13 protein-coding genes and 3 tRNA genes are annotated in these 21485 nt (G+C 73.6%); 13 read left to right on the forward strand and 3 right to left on the reverse strand.

Going from position 1 to position 21485, the window contains the following annotated elements:
• Genes EDF32_RS00395 through EDF32_RS00405 form a run of 3 tightly spaced genes read left to right on the forward strand, consistent with a single transcriptional unit; the run spans nucleotide 1 to nucleotide 2863 of the window.
• On the forward strand, nucleotides 1-981 hold the full coding sequence (locus EDF32_RS00395) for a carbohydrate ABC transporter permease (RefSeq protein WP_123306561.1): 981 nt from the start codon (nucleotides 1-3) through the stop codon (nucleotides 979-981).
• A complete protein-coding gene (locus tag EDF32_RS00400; RefSeq protein WP_123306562.1) occupies nucleotides 981-1937 on the forward strand; it encodes a carbohydrate ABC transporter permease in 957 nt (318 codons plus the stop codon). Before EDF32_RS00395 ends, EDF32_RS00400 begins: the two co-directional genes overlap by 1 nt.
• A 23-nt stretch (nucleotides 1938-1960) precedes the next feature.
• Nucleotides 1961-2863, forward strand: coding sequence for a DMT family transporter (locus tag EDF32_RS00405; RefSeq protein WP_123306563.1), 903 nt, complete (start codon nucleotides 1961-1963; stop codon nucleotides 2861-2863).
• Between the two features lie 7 nt (nucleotides 2864-2870).
• Here EDF32_RS00405 and EDF32_RS00410 read toward each other — a convergent pair whose 3' ends face one another.
• Nucleotides 2871-3848, reverse strand: a complete 978-nt coding sequence (locus EDF32_RS00410) for an NAD(P)H-quinone oxidoreductase (protein WP_123306564.1) — start codon at nucleotides 3846-3848, stop codon at nucleotides 2871-2873.
• A gap of 219 nt (nucleotides 3849-4067) precedes the next feature.
• Between EDF32_RS00410 and EDF32_RS00415 the strand changes: the two genes are divergently transcribed.
• The 6 genes from EDF32_RS00415 to EDF32_RS00440 all read left to right on the forward strand — a co-directional run bounded on the left by EDF32_RS00415 (nucleotide 4068) and on the right by EDF32_RS00440 (nucleotide 9877).
• Nucleotides 4068-7817 (forward strand): sensor histidine kinase, encoded by a 3750-nt coding sequence (locus EDF32_RS00415; RefSeq protein ID WP_158614030.1) that lies wholly within the window; start codon nucleotides 4068-4070, stop codon nucleotides 7815-7817.
• A 37-nt stretch (nucleotides 7818-7854) separates the two neighbouring features.
• Nucleotides 7855-8304: a roadblock/LC7 domain-containing protein gene (locus EDF32_RS00420; RefSeq protein ID WP_123306566.1), complete on the forward strand. Its 450-nt coding sequence runs from the start codon at nucleotides 7855-7857 to the stop codon at nucleotides 8302-8304.
• A gap of 10 nt (nucleotides 8305-8314) precedes the next feature.
• Complete coding sequence (locus EDF32_RS00425; RefSeq protein ID WP_123306567.1) at nucleotides 8315-8725, forward strand: DUF742 domain-containing protein; 411 nt, start codon at nucleotides 8315-8317, stop codon at nucleotides 8723-8725.
• A 211-nt stretch (nucleotides 8726-8936) separates the two neighbouring features.
• Nucleotides 8937-9536 (forward strand): ATP/GTP-binding protein, encoded by a 600-nt coding sequence (locus EDF32_RS00430; RefSeq protein WP_123306585.1) that lies wholly within the window; start codon nucleotides 8937-8939, stop codon nucleotides 9534-9536.
• A 73-nt stretch (nucleotides 9537-9609) separates the two neighbouring features.
• Nucleotides 9610-9694: transfer RNA gene (locus EDF32_RS00435), tRNA-Ser, on the forward strand.
• Between the two features lie 91 nt (nucleotides 9695-9785).
• Nucleotides 9786-9877, forward strand: a tRNA-Ser gene (locus EDF32_RS00440).
• A 66-nt stretch (nucleotides 9878-9943) separates the two neighbouring features.
• Here the strand turns inward: EDF32_RS00440 and EDF32_RS00445 are convergent.
• Together EDF32_RS00445 and EDF32_RS00450 are read right to left on the reverse strand one after the other, a co-directional pair.
• Nucleotides 9944-11335, reverse strand: a complete 1392-nt coding sequence (locus tag EDF32_RS00445) for a hypothetical protein (RefSeq protein ID WP_123306568.1) — start codon at nucleotides 11333-11335, stop codon at nucleotides 9944-9946.
• Entirely contained in the window at nucleotides 11332-12111 is a 780-nt protein-coding gene (locus EDF32_RS00450; RefSeq protein ID WP_123306569.1) for an ABC transporter ATP-binding protein, read from the reverse strand. The genes EDF32_RS00445 and EDF32_RS00450 overlap by 4 nt, the downstream gene beginning before the upstream one ends.
• Before the next feature lie 188 nt (nucleotides 12112-12299).
• Here EDF32_RS00450 and EDF32_RS00455 point away from each other — a divergent pair.
• The 4 genes from EDF32_RS00455 to putP all read left to right on the forward strand — a co-directional run bounded on the left by EDF32_RS00455 (nucleotide 12300) and on the right by putP (nucleotide 21389).
• Nucleotides 12300-12372: transfer RNA gene (locus EDF32_RS00455), tRNA-Arg, on the forward strand.
• 336 nt (nucleotides 12373-12708) lie between these two features.
• Nucleotides 12709-18072, forward strand: coding sequence for a GH92 family glycosyl hydrolase (locus EDF32_RS00460; protein WP_123306570.1), 5364 nt, complete (start codon nucleotides 12709-12711; stop codon nucleotides 18070-18072).
• Between the two features lie 108 nt (nucleotides 18073-18180).
• Nucleotides 18181-19485, forward strand: a complete 1305-nt coding sequence (locus EDF32_RS00465; protein ID WP_233565588.1) for an alpha/beta fold hydrolase — start codon at nucleotides 18181-18183, stop codon at nucleotides 19483-19485.
• 371 nt (nucleotides 19486-19856) lie between these two features.
• Nucleotides 19857-21389 carry a sodium/proline symporter PutP gene (putP, locus tag EDF32_RS00470; protein WP_123306572.1) on the forward strand — a complete coding sequence of 511 codons (1533 nt, stop codon included), beginning with the start codon at nucleotides 19857-19859 and terminating at the stop codon, nucleotides 21387-21389.
• The last annotated feature ends 96 nt before the right edge of the window (nucleotides 21390-21485 follow it).

Here is a 21485-nt window from a genome sequence, read left to right on the forward strand (position 1 = left end):
ATGGAGATCACCGACAAGCTGCTCTCGATGGTCTACGCGCTGGTCGCGTTCGCGATCGTCGTGGGCGGCATCCTCTTCCTCGCGTCGCTGTACGAGCGGCGCGGCGGGCGCAAGGTCGCGTGGTGGTTCATCGCGCCGACGCTCCTGCTGCTCGCCGTCGCGCTGGTGTACCCGGCGCTGCGCACGGTCTACGTCTCGTTCTTCGACTCCTCGGGCGCGGCGTTCGTCGGCCTCGACAACTACTCGACGGTCTTCACCTCGCCCGACCAGCTGGTGGTGCTGCGCAACACCGTGCTGTGGACGCTGGTGACGCCGTTCGTCGCCACGGGGATCGGCCTGATCTACGCGATCCTCGTGGACGGAGCCAAGGGCGAGTCCGTGGCGAAGGGGCTCGTGTTCCTGCCGATGGCGATCTCGCTGGTGGGCGCGTCGATCATCTGGAAGTTCGTCTACGACTTCCGTGACCCCGCGGCGGGCACCGCGAAGAACCCCGTCGAGCAGATCGGGCTGCTCAACCAGATCTTCACGTGGCTGGGCGGGTCGCCGCACAACTTCCTGCTCAACTCCCCGGGCAACACCTTCTGGCTGATCCTCGTGATGATCTGGATCCAGGCCGGCTTCGCGATGACCATCCTCTCGGCGTCCATCAAGGCGATCTCGGCGGACATCGTGGAGGCGGCCCGGCTCGACGGGGTCTCGGCGCTCGAGATGTTCCGCTACGTGACGTTCCCCGCGATCCGCCCGGCGGTGGTCGTGGTCCTCACGACGATCGCCATCGCGTGCCTCAAGGTCTTCGACATCGTCCGGACCATGACGGGCGGGCAGTTCAAGACCAGCGTGGTCGCCAACGAGTTCTACACGCAGACCTTCAGCGCCGCGAACCAGGGCCTGGGCGCGGCGCTGGCCGTGATCCTGTTCATCCTCGTGGTGCCGATCATCGTCTACAACGTCCGCCAGCTGCGCGCATCGGAGGCCCGCTGATGACCGGCACGACCCCTCTTCCCCGGGCCGCCGCGGGCACGACCGCCGACGTCGACGTCGAGGGTGCCGTCCCCACGAGCACCCGGCCGGCACCGAGCGCCGCGGCGAGCGCGAAGAAGCGCCTGACCCGGCCCTGGGCGTCGCTGTTCGCGGTGATCCTCGCGGTGGTGTGGACGACGCCGACGCTCGGCCTGCTCGTCACGTCCTTCCGCCCGGAGGCGGACATCAAGGACACGGGGTGGTGGACGGTCCTCACCAACCCGGACTTCACGCTGGACAACTACCAGACCGTCCTGCAGACCGGCACGTCGACGTCGCTGACGCCGTTCTTCATCAACTCGATCGTCATCACGATCCCCGCGGTGGTCGCCCCGATCCTCCTGGCCTGCCTGGCCGCGTACGCGTTCGCGTGGACGGACTTCCGCGGCAAGAACGTGCTGTTCGTCGCGGTCTTCGCGCTCCAGGTGGTGCCCATCCAGGTGACCCTGCTGCCGCTGCTGACCCTGTACGTGGACCTCGGCATCTCGGGCACGTTCTGGGCGATCTGGATCTCCCACACGGCGTTCGGCCTGCCGCTCGCGGTGTTCCTGCTGCACAACTTCATGCGCGAGATCCCCGGCGAGCTCATCGAGGCGGCGCGCGTCGACGGCGCCGGGCACGTGACGATCTTCTTCCGGATGATGCTCCCGATGCTCAAGCCCGCCCTGGCGGCGTTCGGCATCTACCAGTTCCTGTGGGTGTGGAACGACCTCCTCGTGGCGCTGACGTTCGCCGGCCCCGGCGCGGCGACGGCGCCGATGACCAAGGCGCTGTTCGACCTGGCCGGCACGCGCGGCACCGCCTGGTACCTGCTCTCGGCGGGCGCGTTCGTCTCGATGGTGGTGCCGGTGATCGTCTTCCTCGCGCTGCAGCGGTACTTCGTGCGCGGGCTCCTGGCGGGCTCGGTCAAGGGGTAGCGCGCGGGTCGTAGGCTCGCCGCGTGCCGTTCCGCCCCGCCCGCGCGCTCGACGCCGTCCCCGCCCCCGCGCTGTTCGTCGTCTCCGGGCTGACGCAGTACGTCGGCGCCGCGATCGCGGTCGGGCTGTTCACCGTCGTCGGCGCCCCGGAGGTCGCATGGCTGCGCGTCGTCGTGGCCGCGGTGGTGCTCGTCGCGTGGCGCCGCCCGTGGCGCTCGCGGTGGACCCGCCGCGACCTGGGCTGGGTGTGCGTGTTCGGCGTCGCGCTGGCGGCGATGAACGTGACGTTCTACGTGGCCATCGACCACCTGCCGCTCGGCACCGCCGTCGCGATCGAGTTCCTCGGCCCCGTCTCGGTCGCCGCGGTCACGGGCCGCGGCTGGCGCGAGCGCGGCGGCATCGCCCTCGCGGCGGTCGGGGTGGTGCTCCTCGCGGGGGTCACGCTGGACTCCGGCCTGGCGCACGACGACGTCGTCGTCGGCCTGGCCGCGATCCTCGCCGCCGCGGCGTGCTGGGCCGGGTACATCCTCCTGGGCCGGAGGGTCGCCGTCGCCGGCTCCGGCGTCACGTCGCTCGCGGTCGCGATGAGCGCGGGGGCGGTGGTCTTCGCGCCGCTGCTCGCGCCCGGCTCGGCGGTCGTGGTGACCGACCCCGGGCTGCTCGCCGCGGTGGTCGGCGTGGGGGTGCTCTCGTCGGTGGTGCCGTACGGGCTCGACCAGGTGATCCTGCGCCGCGTCAGCACCGCGACGTTCTCCGTGCTGCTGGCGCTGCTGCCCGCGTCGGCGACGGTCGTCGGCGCGGTCGCGCTCGGCCAGGTGCCGAACGGGCTCGAGCTCCTGGGGCTGGCCCTGGTCTCCGGGGCGATCGCCCTGACCGGGCGCCGCGCGGGCGACGACCGCGACGAGGAGACCCCGCCGCCGGCGTGACCGGGCGTCAGGGCACCAGGAGCACCTTGCCGAACACGTCGCCGGAGTCCAGCAGCTCGTGCGCGGCGGCCGCCTCGGCGAGCGGGAGCCGGGCGTGCACGACCGGACGCACCCGGCCGTCCGCGAGCATCGGCCACACGTGCTCCCGCACCGCGGCGACGACGGCGGCCTTCTCCGCCGCGGGCCGCGAGCGCAGGGTCGTGCCGGTCACCGACGCGCGGCGGGCGACGAGCGCGCCGAGGTCGAGCTCGCCGCGGCGCCCCTGCTGCATCCCGATGACGACGAGCCGCCCGCCGGTCGCCAGGACCCGGACGTTGTCGGCCAGGTAGGCGGCGCCGACGACGTCCAGCACGACGTCGGCGCCGTGCCCGCCGGACGCTTCGCGCACGACCTCGACGAAGTCCTGCTCGCGGTGGTCGACCCCGAGTTCCGCGCCGAGCGCCCGGCACCGCTCGACCCGGTCCGGGCCGCCGGCCGTCGCCACGACGTGCGCGCCGAGCGCGGCCCCGATCTGCACCGCGACGGTGCCGACCCCGCCGGAGCCGCCGTGCACCAGCAGCCACTCGCCCGCCGCGAGGTGCGCGACGCCCGCGAGGTTGCTCCAGGCCGTGCACACCGCCTCGGGGAGCGCCGCCGCGTCGGCGAGCGGGACGCCGTCGGGCACCGGGAGGAGCTGCGCCGCCGGGACGAGGGCGCGGTCCGCGTAGCCGCCGCCGTCGAGCAGCGCGCAGACCTGGTCGCCGGGTGCCCAGCCGGACACGCCGGGGCCGACGTCGACGACCGTCCCGGAGACCTCGAGGCCGAGGACGTCGCTCGCGCCGGGGGGCGGCGGGTAGTGCCCCGCGCGCTGCAGGAGGTCCGCGCGGTTGATCCCCGCGGCGGCGACGGCGACGGCGACCTCGTCCTCGCCGGGGGGCTGGTCAGGGGCATCGACAACCGCTAGGTTCGCAGGGCTGCCGGCGGGGGAGACGGAGACGTGGCGCACACGTCGACCGTAACGGTGCGGCGGCCGCTCGCCAGCCGCAGGCCGTCGCGGGCGGGATGCGCCCGGGATTAGGAATCCCGGCCTTGACCACCGATAGTTGGTGCGCAGTGCGGAGGAATCGGCCAGAACGAGGGAGTCCGGGGCAGGGCTCGCGGTCCTCGTCGCCGACGTCCGCCGTCGTATTCGGTATGACGAGAGAGGTACCACATGCTCCGCCGGTTGAGCGTCCGCGGGAAGATCCTCGCGGCCATCGCGGTGCCCGTCTTCGTGCTCTTCCTCGCCGCGGCCCTGATCTCCGTGGGAGCGATCGGTGACGCCCGCGTCGCCACGCAGACCCGTGACCTGGTCGCCGCGCTGAAGGCTCAGGACGACGCGGGCCAGGCGCTCGCGCAGGAACGTGCGCTGACGGTCGTCGCGCTGACCCCGGGATCGAAGGGCGCGAAGGGCGCCGGGAGCCTGGACGACGCGCGGGCCGCGACGGACGCCGCCCTCGACACGCGCGACGGGGAGTTCGACGACCTCGACACCTCCGCGCTGTCCTCGCGGGTGGGCGACGCCGTCGACGACACCCTGGCGGACCGCGCCCAGCTCGCCGAGGCGCGGCAGAACGTCGACCACGGCACGACCTCCGAGGTCGCGACCACCGCGCTGTACACCGGCTTCATCGACCGCGCGATCGGCGTGCAGGAGCAGCTCGCGCAGACGATCCCGGACCGCGACCTCGCCCAGTACATCGAGGCGTACACGCAGCTGGACCGGCTCATGGCGCACGACACCCTCGAGGCCCCCCTCGACCTGCGCCTGGCGACCGCCGCGCAGGCCGGCCTCGCCACCCCCGTGGAGACGATCCGCATCGCGCAGCTGGTCGCGCTCGGCGACAGCATCCGCGCCGACGCGCAGGAGTCGCTCGATGCCCTGCCGAGCGACCTGTGGCGCCTGCCGAACGAGAACTCCGACTATCGCGCCGTGCGGTCCGCCCTCGCCCGCTCGGCGCCCGAGGGCGTGAGCGACCACCAGCTCGCCGGGTGGCAGGACAGGTCCGCCGAGAACATCGAGAACCTGCGCCCCGTGCGCGACGGCGTCCGCCAGGACACCGTCGAGCTCTCCGGCGACGCCGCGTCGTCCGCGACCCTCACCGCGTGGGTGACCATCGGCCTCGCGATCGTCGCGTTCGCCCTCTCGGTGCTCGTCGCGGGCTTCATCGCCCAGCGCATCGTGCGCCCGCTGCGCCGCCTGACGGCCGCCGCCCAGGACGTGCGGACCCAGCTGCCGACGCTCGTCGAGCAGGTGGCCGTCCCCGGTCAGGGGCCGAGCATCGCCATCGAGCCCATCGCGGTGGAGTCCGGCGACGAGGTCGGCCAGCTCGCCGACGCGTTCAACGACGTGAACGCCACGACCGTCCAGGTCGCGCGCGAGCAGGCCGCGCTGCGCGGCTCGATCGCCGAGATGTTCGTCAACGTCGCGCGTCGTGACCAGGTGCTGCTGAACCGCCAGCTCGCGTTCCTCGACGACCTCGAGCGCGCGGAGGAGGACGCGGGCACGCTGTCGAACCTCTTCCGGCTCGACCACCTCGCGACCCGGATGCGCCGCAACGCGGAGTCGCTCCTCGTCCTCGCCGGGATCGACTCGGGCCGCCGCGTGCGCCAGCCGATGCCGGCCTCCGACGTGATCCGCACGGCGTCGTCCGAGATCGAGATGTACGACCGGGTCCGGCTGAACCTCGCCGTCGACCCGCACATGCTCGGGCACAACGCGCTGAACGCGGCGCACCTGCTCGCCGAGCTGCTCGAGAACGCGACGATGTTCTCCGAGCCGCACACGCCCGTCGAGGTCACGGTCGCCCAGGACGCCGAGGCCGTCGCGATCACCATCCGCGACCACGGTCTGGGCATGACCGACCAGGAGCTGGTCGAGGCCGAGCGCCGCGTCGCGCACAGCGCGGCGTCGGACGTCGTCGGTGCGCAGCGGCTCGGGCTCTACGTGGTCGGCCGCCTGGCGGGCAAGCTCGGCGCGCACGTGACGTTCTCCGCCGCGGAGGACAAGGGCACGTCCGTCACGGTGCGCCTGCCCGCGGCGCTGTTCGTCGCGTCCGGGAACGTCCCGCTGCCGAGCCCCACCGACCCGCTCGCCGCCGGCACGCAGGCGGCCGCCGGCCAGATCACGGCGGGTCCCGCGGACCGGTCCGGCGTGCCGTCGTCCACGTCCGGCGCCGGCCTGCCCGTCCGCGGCGGGGCCGCGCGCCCGTCCACGGCACCGGTCGCGGCCTCGGCCGAGCCCGAGGCGCCGCTGGTGGCCGAGGTCGACCTGGACGCGCTGACGGACGGGACCACGTCCACGGGGATGCCGCGTCGCCGGGCCCGCGCGACCGGTCCGGGCTCCGCGGCGCCGAGCGAGTCGCTGGGCGCCGCGGAGGCTGCGGACGCCCCGCAGCCCGGCGACCTCCCGGTGCCGCAGCTGCCCGACACGTTCGCCGCGCCCGACGAGGCATGGACGCCGCCGCAGAGCGCCGCGCCCTCCGGGCCGGCCCTGCCGAGCCGGTCCCGGCGTGCCGCCGAGGCCGCCGCGCCCGCGGAGCCCGAGCAGGCCGCCGCGGCGGACGCCCCGTGGGCCCCGCCCTCGGCCGTTCCCGACGACGACACGCACCCGTTCCTCGAGAGCGCCGTCGACCACGGCGACGGCGACGACTCCGACGCCCTCGTCCGCAGCGCGATGTTCTCCAGCTTCCGCTCGCGCGACCAGCTCGACACGACCGTCTCGATCCCCGTCGACCTCGGGCCCGAGGGCACCGACGACGTGCCCGGGCACCCCGAGTCGGAGTTCCACGCCCTCGCGGCGGGCGCCGGTCCGCTCGGCGACGAGCTGCGCGACACCGTCGTCCTGCGGCAGGAGGACCTCTCGAGCCGGTTCGACGAGGCCGCGAAGCCCCTGACCGACTCGATCCCGCTGCCCCCGGCCCACGTCGTCGGCGCCGGGACCGAGGCTCCGCGCACGACGTGGGGGACGGGCGCGATCGCGACCGTGCCCGCCGCCGGTGGCGCGCAGGACCCGGATCGGGACGACGAGCCCGCCGCTGACGACGTCCCGCCGGAGCTCTCCTTCGACGCGCTGCCCGCCTTCGACGAGCTGATGGCGGACCTTCCGACGCGTCGCTCGATGCGCGAGGCGAACGCCCGCAAGCGCGGCCTGTTCGGGCGACGTCCGCGGCCCGAGAGCGCCGCGGTCCCCGCGGCGCCGTTCGGTCCGGTGACGCCCGCCGAGGCGGCGCCGGCCCCCGGGGCGCCCGCGGACGAGGCCTACCGCGCGCCCGACGTCTTCCCGGCCGAGGCCGCGTCCGGGCCGCCGGCCACGGGCGAGCAGCCGCTGACGCTGCACGGCGAGGTCCGCATGCCGGAGCCTGCCGCCGACTCGGGCGCGTACCCCTCCGCGGAGCCGTGGGTGCCCCAGCAGCAGTGGGAGTCCTCGACGCCGCCCGCCCAGGAGCCTGAGCCGGCGTACCGCCCGCAGACCGAGCCCACCTACCGAGCCCCGGTCGCGCCGCAGGGCGGCGACGCCCTCCCGGCGGCGCGCCCCTACGACGACGGTGCCGTCCACGACAGCGTGGAGGCACGCTCCGAGTGGCTGGCCTCGGCCGTCCTGTACGAGGAGATGACGTCCCTGCTGCGCTCCAGCAACGACTTCCAGGAGCCGGCGTTCGCGGTGTCCGAGGGCACCGGGTACCAGCCGACGACGACCGTGTCCGGCAGCGCGCTGCGCCGCCGCGGTCAGCAGGAGGAGGCACCCCCGGCGCCGGACGCCGGAGCACGCATCACGCGTGACCCGGCCCAGCTGCGCACGCGCCTGTCGGCCTTCCAGGCCGGCACCGCGCGCGGCCGGGACGCCACCCGGCGGGCCGACGGCGAGGCCGGGGGGTCGACAGACTCCGCCATGACCAGGAATGATGTCCCCGACTCAGCGGCGACGTCTCGATGAGATCGACCGTCCCGCCGGGACTCTACGAGGAGGAAGAGTGAACGCGCTCAGCAACGAGGCCAGCAGTTTCGGGTGGCTTCTCGACAACTTCGTGCGGAACGTGCCGGGGAGCCGGCACACGCTCGTGGTGTCGGCCGACGGCCTGCTGATGGCCATGTCGGACCAGCTCGACCGGACGAGCGGCGACCAGCTCGCTGCGATCGTCTCGGGGCTCTCGAGCCTCACGCGGGGTGCGTCGCGGCAGATCGACGGCGGCAACGTCCGCCAGGCGATCGTCGAGATGGACAACGGCTTCCTCTTTCTGATGAACATCTCGAACGGGTCGGTCCTGGGCGTGGTCGCGGAGGCGACCTGCGACATCGGGCTGATCGGCTACGAGATGGCCCTCCTGGTCTCCCGGACCGAGGCGACGCTCACCCCGCAGCTCATCTCGGAGATGCGTGGCAACCTGCCGGTGGACGGCGCGACCCGCATGCCGATCGGATGAGGTGCGACGGATGACGAACGCGTTCAGCGGTGGCTCGCACCGCTCCGACACCTACGAGTCCTCGACGGTCCGGCCGTACGCCGTGACCGGCGGGCGGGTACGTTCCGCGACCTCGGACCTGCCGGTCGAGGCGCTCGTGGAGATGATGCCGGGTGCGGTCAACAGCCAGGGGCTGCCGCCGGAGAAGCGCGCCATCCTGCAGCACGCGGCCCACACGTACGTCTCCGTCGCCGAGCTCTCCGCGCTGCTGCGGCTCCCGCTCGGCGTCGTGCGGATCCTCGTCGCGGACCTGTCGGACGACGGCTACGTCACCGTCCACACCTCGACCCCCGTCAACGTGCACACCGGCCACGGTGGCAACGGCTCGGGCATGTCCCTGAGCGTCTTGGAGAGTGTTCTCAATGGCATTTCCACCCTCTGACGGCCGGTCGCAGCCGGCGCCGGCGGGCTCGGACGGCGCGGGAGTCGCGCGCCAGAGCGTCCTCGGCGGCGGTCGCCCCGCGTGGGCGCTGCAGCCCGTGCAGGCCCAGCAGCCCGTCGCGGTGGCGCAGGCTGCCCAGCCCGCCCCCGCGTCGCCGGGCTTCGCGCCGGCCGTGACGGTCTCCGGGCCGACGACGGCCCCGCAGCCGCCGGTGCAGGGACAGGCTCCCGCGCAGGCCGAGGCCCGGCGCGCGCCGACCGTCGTGAAGATCGTCGTGGCGGGCGGGTTCGCCGTCGGCAAGACGACCTTCATCGGCTCGATCTCGGACATCGAGCCCCTCAACACCGAGGCCGCGATGACGGAGCACTCGGTGGGGGTCGACGACGCGGGCGGTCGGACCGAGCGCAAGACCTCGACCACGGTCGCCATGGACTTCGGGCGCATCGAGCTGCCGGGGTCGCTGTGGCTGTACCTGTTCGGCACGCCCGGCCAGGACCGGTTCCTGTTCATGTGGGACGACCTGGTGCGCGGTGCGATCGGCGCGGTCGTGCTCGTGGACACCGAGCGCCTGGAGCAGTGCTTCCCGGCGATCGACTACTTCGAGTCGCGCAACATCCCGTTCGTCGTCGGCGTGAACTGCTTCGACGGCGTCGCCAAGCACAAGCTCGAGGACGTCCGCGAGGCGCTGCAGATCCCGGCGCACGTGCCGATGCTCTACACGGACGCCCGCTCGCGCGCCGCGACGAAGCAGACGCTGGTCTCGCTCGTGCAGCTCGCGATGCGGCGGCTGCGGGCGGGTGCCGCCGGCTGACGCCGTCGGCGTGCGTCCGACGGCGCACCTCGGTGCCTCGCTAGACTGGTGCGCCGCGCACGGGAGTGCGCCAGGAGGGCTGACAGAGCGGCCTAATGTGACGGTCTTGAAAACCGTTGTTGCGCAAGCAACCGGGGGTTCGAATCCCTCGCCCTCCGCCGACCGACGGCACCGCCGCGGTTTTGCCTCGCACGGCTGCCGGACGGTAGCCTGAGGCCGCGCGGTCCGCAGGTGTGCGGTCCCGCGCGAGGAGACGTCGCATAGTCCGGTCTAGTGCGCCACCCTGCTAAGGTGGTAACGGGGCAACCCGTTCGAGGGTTCAAATCCCTCCGTCTCCGCCAGGAAGGTCTCGGCTGCAGAAGTCGGGGCCTTTTCTGTTGCCCGGAGACGCCTCGCGGCGGACACCCTCACCCCGTCGCCGCCGAGCGGACCACCACGCGGGCGACGGGCCGCGACGCGGACGCGCCGGCCAGCACGAGGGCGACGGCGCCCGCGACCGCGAGGACGAGCTGGACGAGCACGGCGGCGTCCGTGACGGCGCCGGCACCGATCACCGGGACCATGAACAGCAGCGACGCGACGACGGCGGCACCGACGGCGGTGGCCAGCGGGAGGGCCGTCTCCCGGAACCTCGCGCGGTCCAGCGTCCGCACGTCCGCCCCCGCGAGCACGAGCGCGCGGTACTGGTCGCGCTGGTCGATGACCCGGCCGGCCTGCATGACCCCGGTCGAGACGGCGGCGAGCAGGGCCGCGATCGCGAGGGTCAGGAAGCCGCCGGTGCGCAGGTCCACCAGGTACTGCGCCTCGGCCGGGTCCGTCCCGGTGCCCGGCCCGGCCAGCGCGAAGGCGCTGGTGAGGCAGGCGATGAAGGTGGCGAGCGCGACGCCGCCGACGGAGCGCCAGGCCGTGCGCGGGTCGTCGACGATGCGCCGTCCCGCGAGCAGCGTCGGCACCGCGCGCGCCCGGCGGGCGACGAGGCGCCCGGCGATCCCGACGACGAACGGCCCGAGCAGGTTCAGCGCGGAGAACCCGGCGAGCAGCAGACCGGACAGGACCGCCACGACCACCGCCGTGGACGCCCACGGCGTGCGCATCGCGACGAGCAGGCCGACGAAGGCCAGGGCGAACGGTGCGAGCCGCGCCCAGCGCAGCCGCGGCGGCGTCGTGCGGGCAGCGACCCCGAGCGGGGTGACGACGACCCGGCGCAGGCCCAGGAGCGCGGAGACGAGCGCGACGGCCACGACCCCGAGGACGGCAAGGGCCAGCACCGGCACCCCGACCCACAGCTCCGCCACCGCGAACGGCCGTCCCTCGAACCGCACCCGGGCGACCAGCGGGACCAGCAGGCCGTAGCCGACGACGCCGCACAGGCCGCCGGCGAGCGCCTGCGCGCCCGCGTCCAGGGCGGTGATCGCGGTGACCTGCGCCGTCGTGCCGCCGACGAGCCGGACGGTCGCGAGCCGGGCGTCCCGACGGGCGACGGCGAGCCGCGCCGCGGCGCCGCCGAGGGTGACGAGGGGGACGAGGAGCAGGAGGGCGGCGACCCCGGCGAGGACGGGATACACGGCCGTATAGCTGCCGGCGGCTGGGACGGGGCCGACGTCGCCCCTCGCGCCCGCGCCCGGCCACGGCGTGACCCCCGCCCGGGCGAAGAAGGCCGCGACGCCACCGAGAACGACGAGCAGCAGCGCGGTGGCCGTGCCGAAGGCGACGACGGCGAGCGCGGTCGTCACGCGCTGGGCGTCGTGGTGCTGGGCGGTGCGGCGGCGCAGGAGCCACCAGAGGCGCGCGGTGCTCATCGTCCCGACCGCCCGTCGGGCGCGGCCTGCGGGGCGCGGAACTCGTCGACGATGCGTCCGTCCCGCATCGCGACGGTCCTCGAGAGGTGGCGCGCGACGCCGGGATCGTGGGTGACGACGACCAGGGCCGCCCCCGCGGTGCGCGCGGCGCGCGTCAGGACGTCGAGCACCTCCGCCCCGGTCGCCTGGTCGAGCGCGCCGGTCGGCTCGTCAGCGAAGACGACGCCGGGGGAGCCGACGAGGGCGCGGGCGACGGCGACGCGCTGCGCCTGCCCGCCGGACAGCTCGCCGGGACGCCGGCGCTCCATCCCGGCCAGGCCCAGGTGCGCGAGCCACCCGGCGGCGGTGCGCTCGGCGACGTCGCGCGGCGTGCCCGCGAGCATGAGCGGGAGCGCGGCGTTCTCCACGGCGGGCAGCTCGGGCAGCAGCCGACCGGACTGGAAGATGAAGCCGAGCTCGTCGCGCCGCAGCAGCGTGCGCTCGCGGTCGCCGAGCCGCGTGATGTCCCGCCCCCGCCACGTCACGCTGCCGGCGCTCGGTCGCAGGATGCCCGCCAGGACGTGCAGCAGCGTGGTCTTGCCGCTGCCGGACGGGCCCATGATCGCGAGCGACTCGCCCGGCGCGACCGTGAGGTCGACGCCCGCGAGGGCGGTGGTTGCGGTGGCACCGGCACCGTAGGTCTGCACGAGGCCGGTCGCGACGAGGGCGCCGCCGGCGCTCGGTGCGGCGGGCGCCGCGAGCGAGGGCGGACGGGCGGGGACGGGTGGCGTGGTCATGCCACCATCCTTTGGTGCGCCGGGGCAGCACCGCGTCGGACGACGGTCGGGTCGCCGCCGCCCCGCCGTACGACCACGGTCGTACGGCGCCGGGCATGACGCGGATCACCCCGGCACGGGCCCGGACCGGTTTGGGAACCCGCCGGGCTCGGGGTAGGCTTCTCGACGGCTCGCCGATGGTGGGCCGGGCGCCCGTAGCTCAACGGATAGAGCATCTGACTACGGATCAGAAGGTTGGGGGTTCGAATCCCTTCGGGCGCACGCGATCGACCAGCGGCTCCACTCGAGAGAGTGGGGCCGTTCGTCGTTTCCTGCCCTTCCTCTTGACAGCGCTGTCAAGCGGGCGTTGGATGGGCATGCACGGCCTGACGGCCCCGGGCGATCCCGGGGCTCCGCTCCTGGTGCTCGACGACGCGCCCCGGGGCATGCTCGACCATGGCGTGCAGCGACGTCGCTGCCCGGAACGATCGAAGGGGATCGCGAGACATGAGACCACCTACCTCTGCACACGACGGCCCGACGGCGCACGCGCCGTCGGGCCGTCGTCGTACCTCCGGGCGTCCCCGCCCCTGGGTCGCGAGCCTCGTCGCGGTCGGCATGGCGTTGCCGCTGGTGCCGCTCGGCGCCGCTGCCGCCACGGCGGCCCCGGCAGCCCCCGCCGCACTGCCCGCCGCGGCGGCCGAGCCGGGCGACTGGTCCACCTCGTTCGAGAAGGGCGATCCCGCCCCGCTCGTGACCACGGTGGCGCAGCGCGACGGCAAGCCCTGGCAGTCCAACGTCACGGGGACGGTCAGCACGCTCCCGGGCAGCGTCGTCGGCCAGGTCGCCGAGGTCACGGCGAGCGACCAGAACCTCCCGAACGAGGGCGTCGCGAACCTCACGGACGGCAGCCCCTCGACCAAGTGGCTCACGTTCCACAGCACGGGCTGGGCGACCTATCGCTTCGCGGACCCGGTGCGGATCACGGCCTACACGCTGACGTCGGCCGGGGACGCCGAGGAGCGCGACCCCAAGGCCTGGACGGTCCAGGGCTCGAACGACGGCACGACGTGGACGACGGTCGACCAGCGGTCCGGCCAGGACTTCCCCGACCGCCTGCAGACCAAGACCTTCGAGGCCGCGACGCCGGGCGAGTACACCTACTACCGGCTCGACGTGACCGCGAACAACAGCGGCAGCATCGTCCAGCTCGCCGACTGGGACGTCTCGACCGACCTCGACGCCCCGCCGACCGAGTCGCCGATGGTGACCGAGCTCAGCAAGGGCCCGGCCAGCGGGCCGACCATCAAGTCGAACGTCGGCTTCACCGGCCTCGCGGCGCTGCGCTACGGCGGCTCCCACCTCGACGACGGCGACGCGAACGCGACGAACGTGCTGTACGACGGCCTCGACGTCGTCGTCGGCGAGGACTCGCGGCTGAGCTACGAGATCTTCCCGGACCTGCTCTCCGACCTGCAGTACCCCTCGACGTACGCGGCGATCGACGTGCGCTTCACCGACGGCACCTACCTGTCCGGTCTCGGCGCCCGCGACCAGAACGAGACCCCGTTCTCCCCGCGGGGCGAGGGCGCGGGGAAGATCCTCTACGCCAACCAGTGGAACGACGTCCAGGTCGACCTGACGAAGGCGGCCGGCAAGACGATCGACCAGGTCCTCCTCGGCTACGACAACCCGGGGGGCGAGGGCGACACCCGCTTCCAGGGCTGGGTCGACGACGTCGCGGTCACCGCCCACCCGGAGGCGATCGACGGCTCGAGCCGCACGCACTACGTCGACACCCGGCGGGGCACCTTCGCCACGGGCGGCTTCTCGCGCGGCAACAACATCCCCGCCTCGGCGGTCCCGAACGGCTTCAACTTCTGGACGCCGATGACGGACGCCGGCTCGCAGAGCTGGCTCTACGCCTACCAGCAGCAGAACAACGCCCAGAACGTCCCGGTCATGCAGGGCATCGGCGCCTCCCACGAGCCGAGCCCGTGGATGGGCGACCGCAACCAGCTGGCGTTCCTGCCGGCCGAGGGCGGCGGCGTGCCGGACGCGACGCTCGCCAAGCGCGGGCTCCCGTTCTCCCACGACGACGAGACGGCGCAGCCGGACTACTACGGCGTGACGTTCGCGAACGGGATCTCGGCGGAGGTCGCACCGACCGACCACGCCGCCGTCCTGCGCTTCACCTACGACACCGCCCAGGGCCAGGTGCTCATGGACAAGGTCGCGGGCGACGCGAAGCTGTCCGTCGACGCGGCCGGCACGGTGTCCGGCTGGGTCGACGGCGGCAGCGGCCTGTCCGCCGGGCGCAGCCGCATGTTCGTCTCGGGCACCTTCGACCGCGCGCCGAGCGCCGTCGGGACGGCGGCCGGCGACCGGACGGCGGCGCGGTACGCGACGTTCGACACCTCGTCGACGAAGAGCGTCGAGCTGCGGGTGGCGACGTCCTTCATCAGCCAGGCGCAGGCGACCAAGAACCTCGACCTCGAGGTGACCGGCCGCAGCTTCCACGACGTGCGCGCCGCGGCGCAGCAGCAGTGGAACGACCGGCTCGGCGTGATCGACGTCGAGGGCGCGAACGAGGACAAGCTCGTCACGCTGTACTCGAACCTCTACCGGCTCAACCTCTACCCGAACTCGCAGTTCGAGAACACCGGCTCGGCCGGCAGCCCGACGTACCGGTACGCGAGCCCCGTGGCCGCCAAGAGCGGCACCGCGACCGACACGACGACGAACGCGAAGATCGTCGACGGCAAGATCTACGTGAACAACGGGTTCTGGGACACCTACCGCACGGCGTGGCCCGCGTACTCGCTGCTCTACCCGGACGTGGCCGAGGAGCTGGTGGGCGGGTTCGTCCAGCAGTACCGCGACAGCGGCTGGGTGGCCCGCTGGTCCTCGCCGGGCTACGCCGACCTGATGACCGGCACCAGCTCCGACGTCGCGTTCGCGGACGCCTACGCCAAGGGCGCCCTGCCCACGGACGTCGCCCTCGAGGCGTACGACGCGGCGCTGAAGAACGCCACGGTGAAGGCGCCGAACATCGCCGTCGGCCGCAAGGGACTCGACTCGTCGATCTTCCTCGGCTACACGCCGTCGTCGACGGGCGAGTCGGTCTCCTGGGGGCTGGAGGGCCTCGTCAACGACTACGGCATCGGGACCATGGCGGCGAAGCTCGCCGAGGACCCGGCCACGCCGGAGGAGCGCCGCGCGCAGCTGCGCGAGGAGTCGACGTACTTCCTCGAGCGGTCGACGCACTACGTCAACCTGTTCGACCCGTCGATCGGCGGGTTCTTCCAGGCGCGCAACGCGGACGGGACCTTCCAGACGTCGCCCGAGGACTACGACCCGAAGGACTGGGGCGGGCCCTACACGGAGACCAGCGGCTGGAACTTCGCGTTCCACGCGCCCCAGGACGGCCAGGGGCTCGCGAACCTCTACGGCGGCAAGCAGGGGCTCGAGGACAAGCTCGACGAGTTCTTCTCGACCCCGGAGACGGCGCCGAACGGCGGCATCCACGAGCGGCTCGAGGCGCGCGACGTGCGCATGGGCCAGTGGGGCATGAGCAACCAGGTCTCGCACCACATCCCGTACATGTACGACTACGCGGGTGCCCCGGCCAAGGCCCAGGAGAAGGTCCGCGAGACGCTGCGGCGCCTCTTCGTGGGCAGCAGCATCGGCCAGGGCTACCCGGGCGACGAGGACAACGGCGAGATGTCGTCCTGGTGGCTGCTGTCGTCGCTCGGCATCTACCCGCTGCAGGTCGGCTCGGAGAACTACGCGATCGGCTCGCCGCAGTTCACGAAGGCGACCGTGCACATCCCGGGCGGCGACCTCGTCGTCGACGCCCCGGACAACAGCGTGGACAACGTCTACGTGCAGGACCTCAAGGTCGACGGCGTGGAGCACTCCTCGACGTCGATCAGCCAGGAGGACCTGGTCGGCGGCCACACGCTGACGTTCGACATGGGCTCGGAGCCCTCGTCGTGGGGGACCGGGGCGGACGACGCACCGGTGTCGCTGACGAAGGGCGACGAGGCACCCGAGCCGGTCGAGGACGTCACCGGGGCCGACGTCGGCAAGGTCACCGTCTCGGACGGCACGGCCGCGAAGCAGGTCACGGCGCTGACGGACGACACGTCCGCGACGCAGGGCGTGCTCGCGACCGGGACGCCCGCGATCACCTGGAAGGGCTCGGGCGTGCGCCCGACCGTCACGCAGTACACGCTCACGTCGGGCAGCTCGGGGGCAGCGCCGTCGGCGTGGACCCTCGAGGGGTCGAACGACGGCGAGTCCTGGACGACGCTCGACGATCGCTCGGGGGAGACGTTCCGCTGGGCCTCCCAGACCCGCCCGTTCGTCGTCGCCGAGCCCGCGTCGTACGCGCAGTACCGGGTCACCGTCGGTGCCACGGCGGGCGACGGGGCGCTCACGCTCTCCGAGCTCGAGCTGCTCGCCGACCCGGCCGCCACGGCGACGGGCGACCTGACCCTCACCGCGGCCGGCGACATGGCGGCGCGCACGGGCGAGGAGCTCGACGCTCCGCTGGCGACGCTGACCGGCCTGGACGGGTCGGCCGACGACGTCACGGCGTCCGTGACGTTCGGTGACGGGTCCGACCCGGTCGAGGGCTCGCTCGGCGCCGGGAAGTTCGGCGCCTTCACGGTCAGCGCCCCGCACACGTTCGACGAGCCGGGGGTCTATCCCGTGACCGTCACCGTGACGCAGGGCGACCAGACCCTCACCGCGACGCTTCAGGTCACGGTCTCGCTGGTGCGGGAGAACGCGCTCGTCGCGGCCTTCGACAGCACGTGCATCGGCGACGTCGGCTCGCTGGCCGCGAACTGCGACTACCTGGGCAACGGCTTCGACCGCGCCCAGCTCGCGGCCAAGGGCTTCGTGCAGGGCGAGCGGGTCGCGGTGCCGGGCACGGCGCTGAGCTTCGACCTCCCGGCGCGTGCGCCGGGCGAGCCGGACAACGCGACGGGCGCCGGGCAGACGATCGAGCTCGACCTGCCCGACGACGCGACGCAGATCTCCGTGATCGGCACCGCCAACGAGAAGAGCCAGCAGGCGCAGGGCACCGTGACGTTCGCGGACGGTTCGACCGCCCCGATCGACACGAGCTTCGGCGACTGGTCGGGGACCGTGAGCGCCCCCGTCTACGGCAACGTCCTCGTGGCGGGCACCGAGCGCCGGATGAGCGGTACGGGCACGGTCGGCACGCCGGCCGGCGTCTTCGCCGCGAAGCCCTTCGCGATCCCCGCGGGGAAGGACCCGGTGAGCATCACGCTGCCGACCCAGACCGGGACGCCGGGCAGCGGCCGGATCCACGTGTTCGCGATCGCCAGCGACGGGACGGTCCCCGACCGCGCGCCGCTGGCCGCCACCGCCGGCAAGGACCTCGACGTGGCCGTGGGCGAGCCCCTCGACGACGCGGTCCTCGCGACGGTGACGGGCGGGCGTGCCACGGCCGGCGCGCCGCTGCGGGCGAGCGTCACCTGGGGCGACGGGTCCGACAAGGAGCCCGCGACCGTCACGGCGGCCGACTCGGGAGACGCGACGGTGACGGGTTCGCACACCTACGCCGCGAAGGGCACGTACGTGGTGTCGGTCGTGGTCGACGACGGGTGGGAGAGCTCGGTGGCGCGGCTGACCGTGACGGTCGGCGACGCGGCTCCGGTGCTGCTCGTCGACACCACGGCGGTGGCGCGCTGCGTGGGCGCCAACGCCTACGTCGCGGTGCGCGCCACGAACGGCGAGGGCGTCCCGCTGGCGATCACGCTGACGACGCCCTTCGGCGCGAAGTCGTTCGACGCGGTCGCGCCGGGCAAGAGCGCGTCGCAGTCGTTCAACGCGCGGGTCGGCACCCTCGAGCCGGGCACGGTGACGGTGAAGGCGACCGGCACCGTGGGCGGCGAGGAGGTGACCACGACGAGCGACGTCGCGTACGACGCGGTGACCTGCCGCTGACGGTTCCCGTCCGCGGGAGGCGGAGCAAGAGGCAGGGCCCCGACCGGTGAGGTGCCGGTCGGGGCCCTGCCTCCTTCTCTGCCTCGTCCCGGCCGCTACCGTGGGTCGGTGAGCACCCCCACCAGCACCTATCCGATGACCGGCTTCCGCGTCCGCGAGCACACGGTGACGGTGCCGGTCGACTGGTCCGACCCGCAGCGGTTCGGGCAGATCGAGGTCTTCGCGCGCGAGATCGTCGACCCGGCCCGCGACAGTGAGGACCTGCCGCTGCTGCTCTTCCTCCAGGGCGGCCCGGGCGGGATGGGCCCCCGCCCGATGCCGGGCGGGGGATGGTGGACGACGGCGCTCGCGACGCACCGCGTGATCCTGCTCGACCAGCGCGGCACGGGACGGTCCGCGCCCGTGGACGCGGCCGTCGTCGGCTCCTTCGAGGAGGCGGCGCCGGCGGCGGACTACCTGGCGTGCTTCCGGGCGGACGCGATCGTGCGCGACGCCGAGCACCTGCGGCGCACCGTGTACGGGGGCCGGCGGTGGGCGACGCTGGGGCAGTCCTACGGCGGGTTCATCACCCTGACCTACCTGTCGCTGCATCCCGAGGCGCTGACGATGTGCCTGACCACGGGTGGCCTGCCGCCGCTGCACGCGAGCGCGGAGGAGGTCTACGCGCGCACCTACCCGCGCCAGCTCGCCCGGGGCGAGGCCTTCGTCCGCGCGTTCCCCGGCGACCAGGGCACGCTCGACCGCCTGGCCGACGCCGCGGCGTCGGGCACGGTCCGCCTGCCCGACGGCGACCTCCTCACCGTCGAGCGCCTGCAGGCGCTCGGCCAGCCCCTCGGGATGAGCGACGGCGCGCCCGGCCTGCACTGGCTCCTCGACACGGCCCTCGGGTCCGACGGCGCCCCGTCCGACGGCTTCCTCGCGGCGGTGTCGCAGCGCACCGGGTTCGCCGCCAACCCCCTGTACATGGTGCTGCAGGAGTGCATCTACCACCGGGGGGAGCGCGCCGGCGGGTGGGCGGCCGCGGCCGAGCACGCGCGCCGTCCGGAGCTCGCGACGACGGCCCGCCCGCTGCTGCTCACCGGCGAGGCGACCTACCCGTGGATGTTCGAGCAGGTCCGCGCCCTGCGGCCGTTCGCCGCGGTGGCGCATGAGCTCGCGGAGCGCACGCGGTGGGACGACCTCTACGACGAGGACCGTCTCGCGGCGAACGAGGTCCCGCTGGCGGCGGTGCAGTACTACGACGACCCGTACGTCGACGTCGACCTGGCGCTCGGCACCGCGGGGTCGGTGGGCGCGAGCCAGGTCTGGGTGACGAACGAGTACCTGCACGACGGGCTCCGGGCCGACGGCGCCACCGTCCTCCCGCGCCTGCTCGCCCTGGCCGAGGGCCGCTGGTCCGTCACCGGGCGGTAGCCGCGGCGCGCGCCCGACGGCTCAGCAGGCGAGACGGTGGCGTCCACGTCGCGGATGCGGCACCGACGTCGCTCGGGCCGTCCGCGCGCGGGCCCGGCGGGGCTCGGCGCGTGCGTCGGACGCGTGCGGGTCCTCGCCCCGGGCGGCGCTCGCAGCCGCAGCATCCCGCGGCTGACGCGCCCCGAGGGCGCCGCCGGATCATTGCCGCCGCCCCGCTCGTGGCGGGACGGCGCGCGTGGCCGTCCAGCGCTCTTTCGGGTGATGCGCACCGCGCGCCCAGGTTGACGCCGGCGGGGGGAGTGCTGGCAGTGTCGTCGGCTCTGGCCGTGCCGCCCGGCGCGTGCTCTACCCGCAGACGGAGTGGTGACGGCATGAGTGACCAGACCTGGCAGACGATCGCGATCGTCGCCTACATGCTCGCGATGCTCGCGATCGGCTGGACGGCCTATCGCAGCACCAGCGACATGGACGACTACATGCTGGGCGGCCGCAGGCTGAGCCCCGCCCAGGCGGCGCTCAGCGCCGGGGCCTCCGACATGTCGGGGTGGCTGCTGCTGGGGCTGCCCGGCGCGGTGTACGCGACGGGCCTGGCCTCGGCGTGGCTCGCCATCGGCCTGACGGTCGGGGCCTGGTTCAACTGGAAGCTCGTCGCGCCGCGCCTGCGCGCCTACACGGAGGTCGCGAAGAACTCGATCACGATCCCGAGCTTCTTCGAGAACCGGCTCCGGGACGGCTCGCGCGCCCTGCGCGTCGCGGCGGGCGTCATCGTGCTGGTCTTCTTCACGTTCTACGTCTCGTCCGGCATGGTCGCGGGCGGCAAGTTCTTCGAGAGCTCCTTCGGCTCCAGCTACTGGGTCGGGATGCTCCTGGTGATCGGCGTGACGTTGGCCTACACGCTGTTCGGCGGGTTCCTCGGCGCCACGTGGACCGACGTCGCCCAGGGGCTGCTGATGCTCGCCGCGCTGGTCGCGGTCCCGGTGATCGGCCTGACGAAGGTCGGCGGTTTCGGCGGGATGGTCGACGGCATCCACCAGGCGGACCTGGCGAACGGCACGAACGGGCTCTCCTTCTTCGCCGGGGCCACCTTCGCGGGCGTGGTGTCGTCGCTCGCCTGGGGGCTCGGGTACTTCGGCCAGCCGCACATCATCGTGCGGTTCATGGCGATGCGGGCGCCGTCCGACGCGAAGGTCGGCCGGCGGGTAGGCATCTCCTGGATGATCGTGACCGCCGTCGGCGCGGTCATGACGGGCCTGGTCGGCATCGCCTACTTCCAGCAGACCGGAACGACCCTCGACGACCCCGAGACGGTGTTCCTCGAGCTCTCGCAGATCCTCTTCCACCCGCTCGTCGCGGGGCTCGTGCTGGCCGCGGTCCTCGCCGCCATCATGTCGACGATCTCGTCCCAGCTCATCGTCTCGTCGTCGGCGCTCGTCGAGGACCTGTACATGATCGTCGGCAAGCGGGCGACGCCGAAGAAGGGGATCGTCCTCGGCCGGCTGGGCGTCCTGGCGGTCACCGTGGTGGCCGGCGTGATCGCGCTGGACCCCGACAGCTCCGTGCTCGACCTCGTGGGCTTCGCGTGGGCCGGTTTCGGCGCCGCCTTCGGTCCGCTGATCCTGCTCAGCCTCTACTGGAAGAGCCTGACCCGCTGGGGCGCGCTCGCCGGGATGATCTCGGGTGGCGTCGTCGCGTTCGTGTGGGGCAAGGTCCCCGCCCTGCACGACGCCCTGTACGAGATCGTGCCGGGCTTCCTGGTGTGCCTCGTCGTCGCCGTGGTCGTCAGCCGTGCCCGGCCCGAGCGGGACGTCGCGGTGGCCGAGGAGATCTCGGCCGAGTTCGACGGCGCCCGCACGTGGGCGAACGGCGGAGATCGCCCGACGCACGAGGCGCCCGCGGTCGCGTGAGCCGTGTGCCGGGGGTCACGGTGGGATGGTTTGGAGGGGGGCTGGGGGCCGTGTAATGTTCTTCTTGTCAGCCCGGCAGGGCGGGACGGACACGGA

Origin of the sequence: Cellulomonas sp. PhB143, assembly GCF_003752595.1 — a bacterium.
GTDB lineage: Bacteria > Actinomycetota > Actinomycetes > Actinomycetales > Cellulomonadaceae > Paraoerskovia.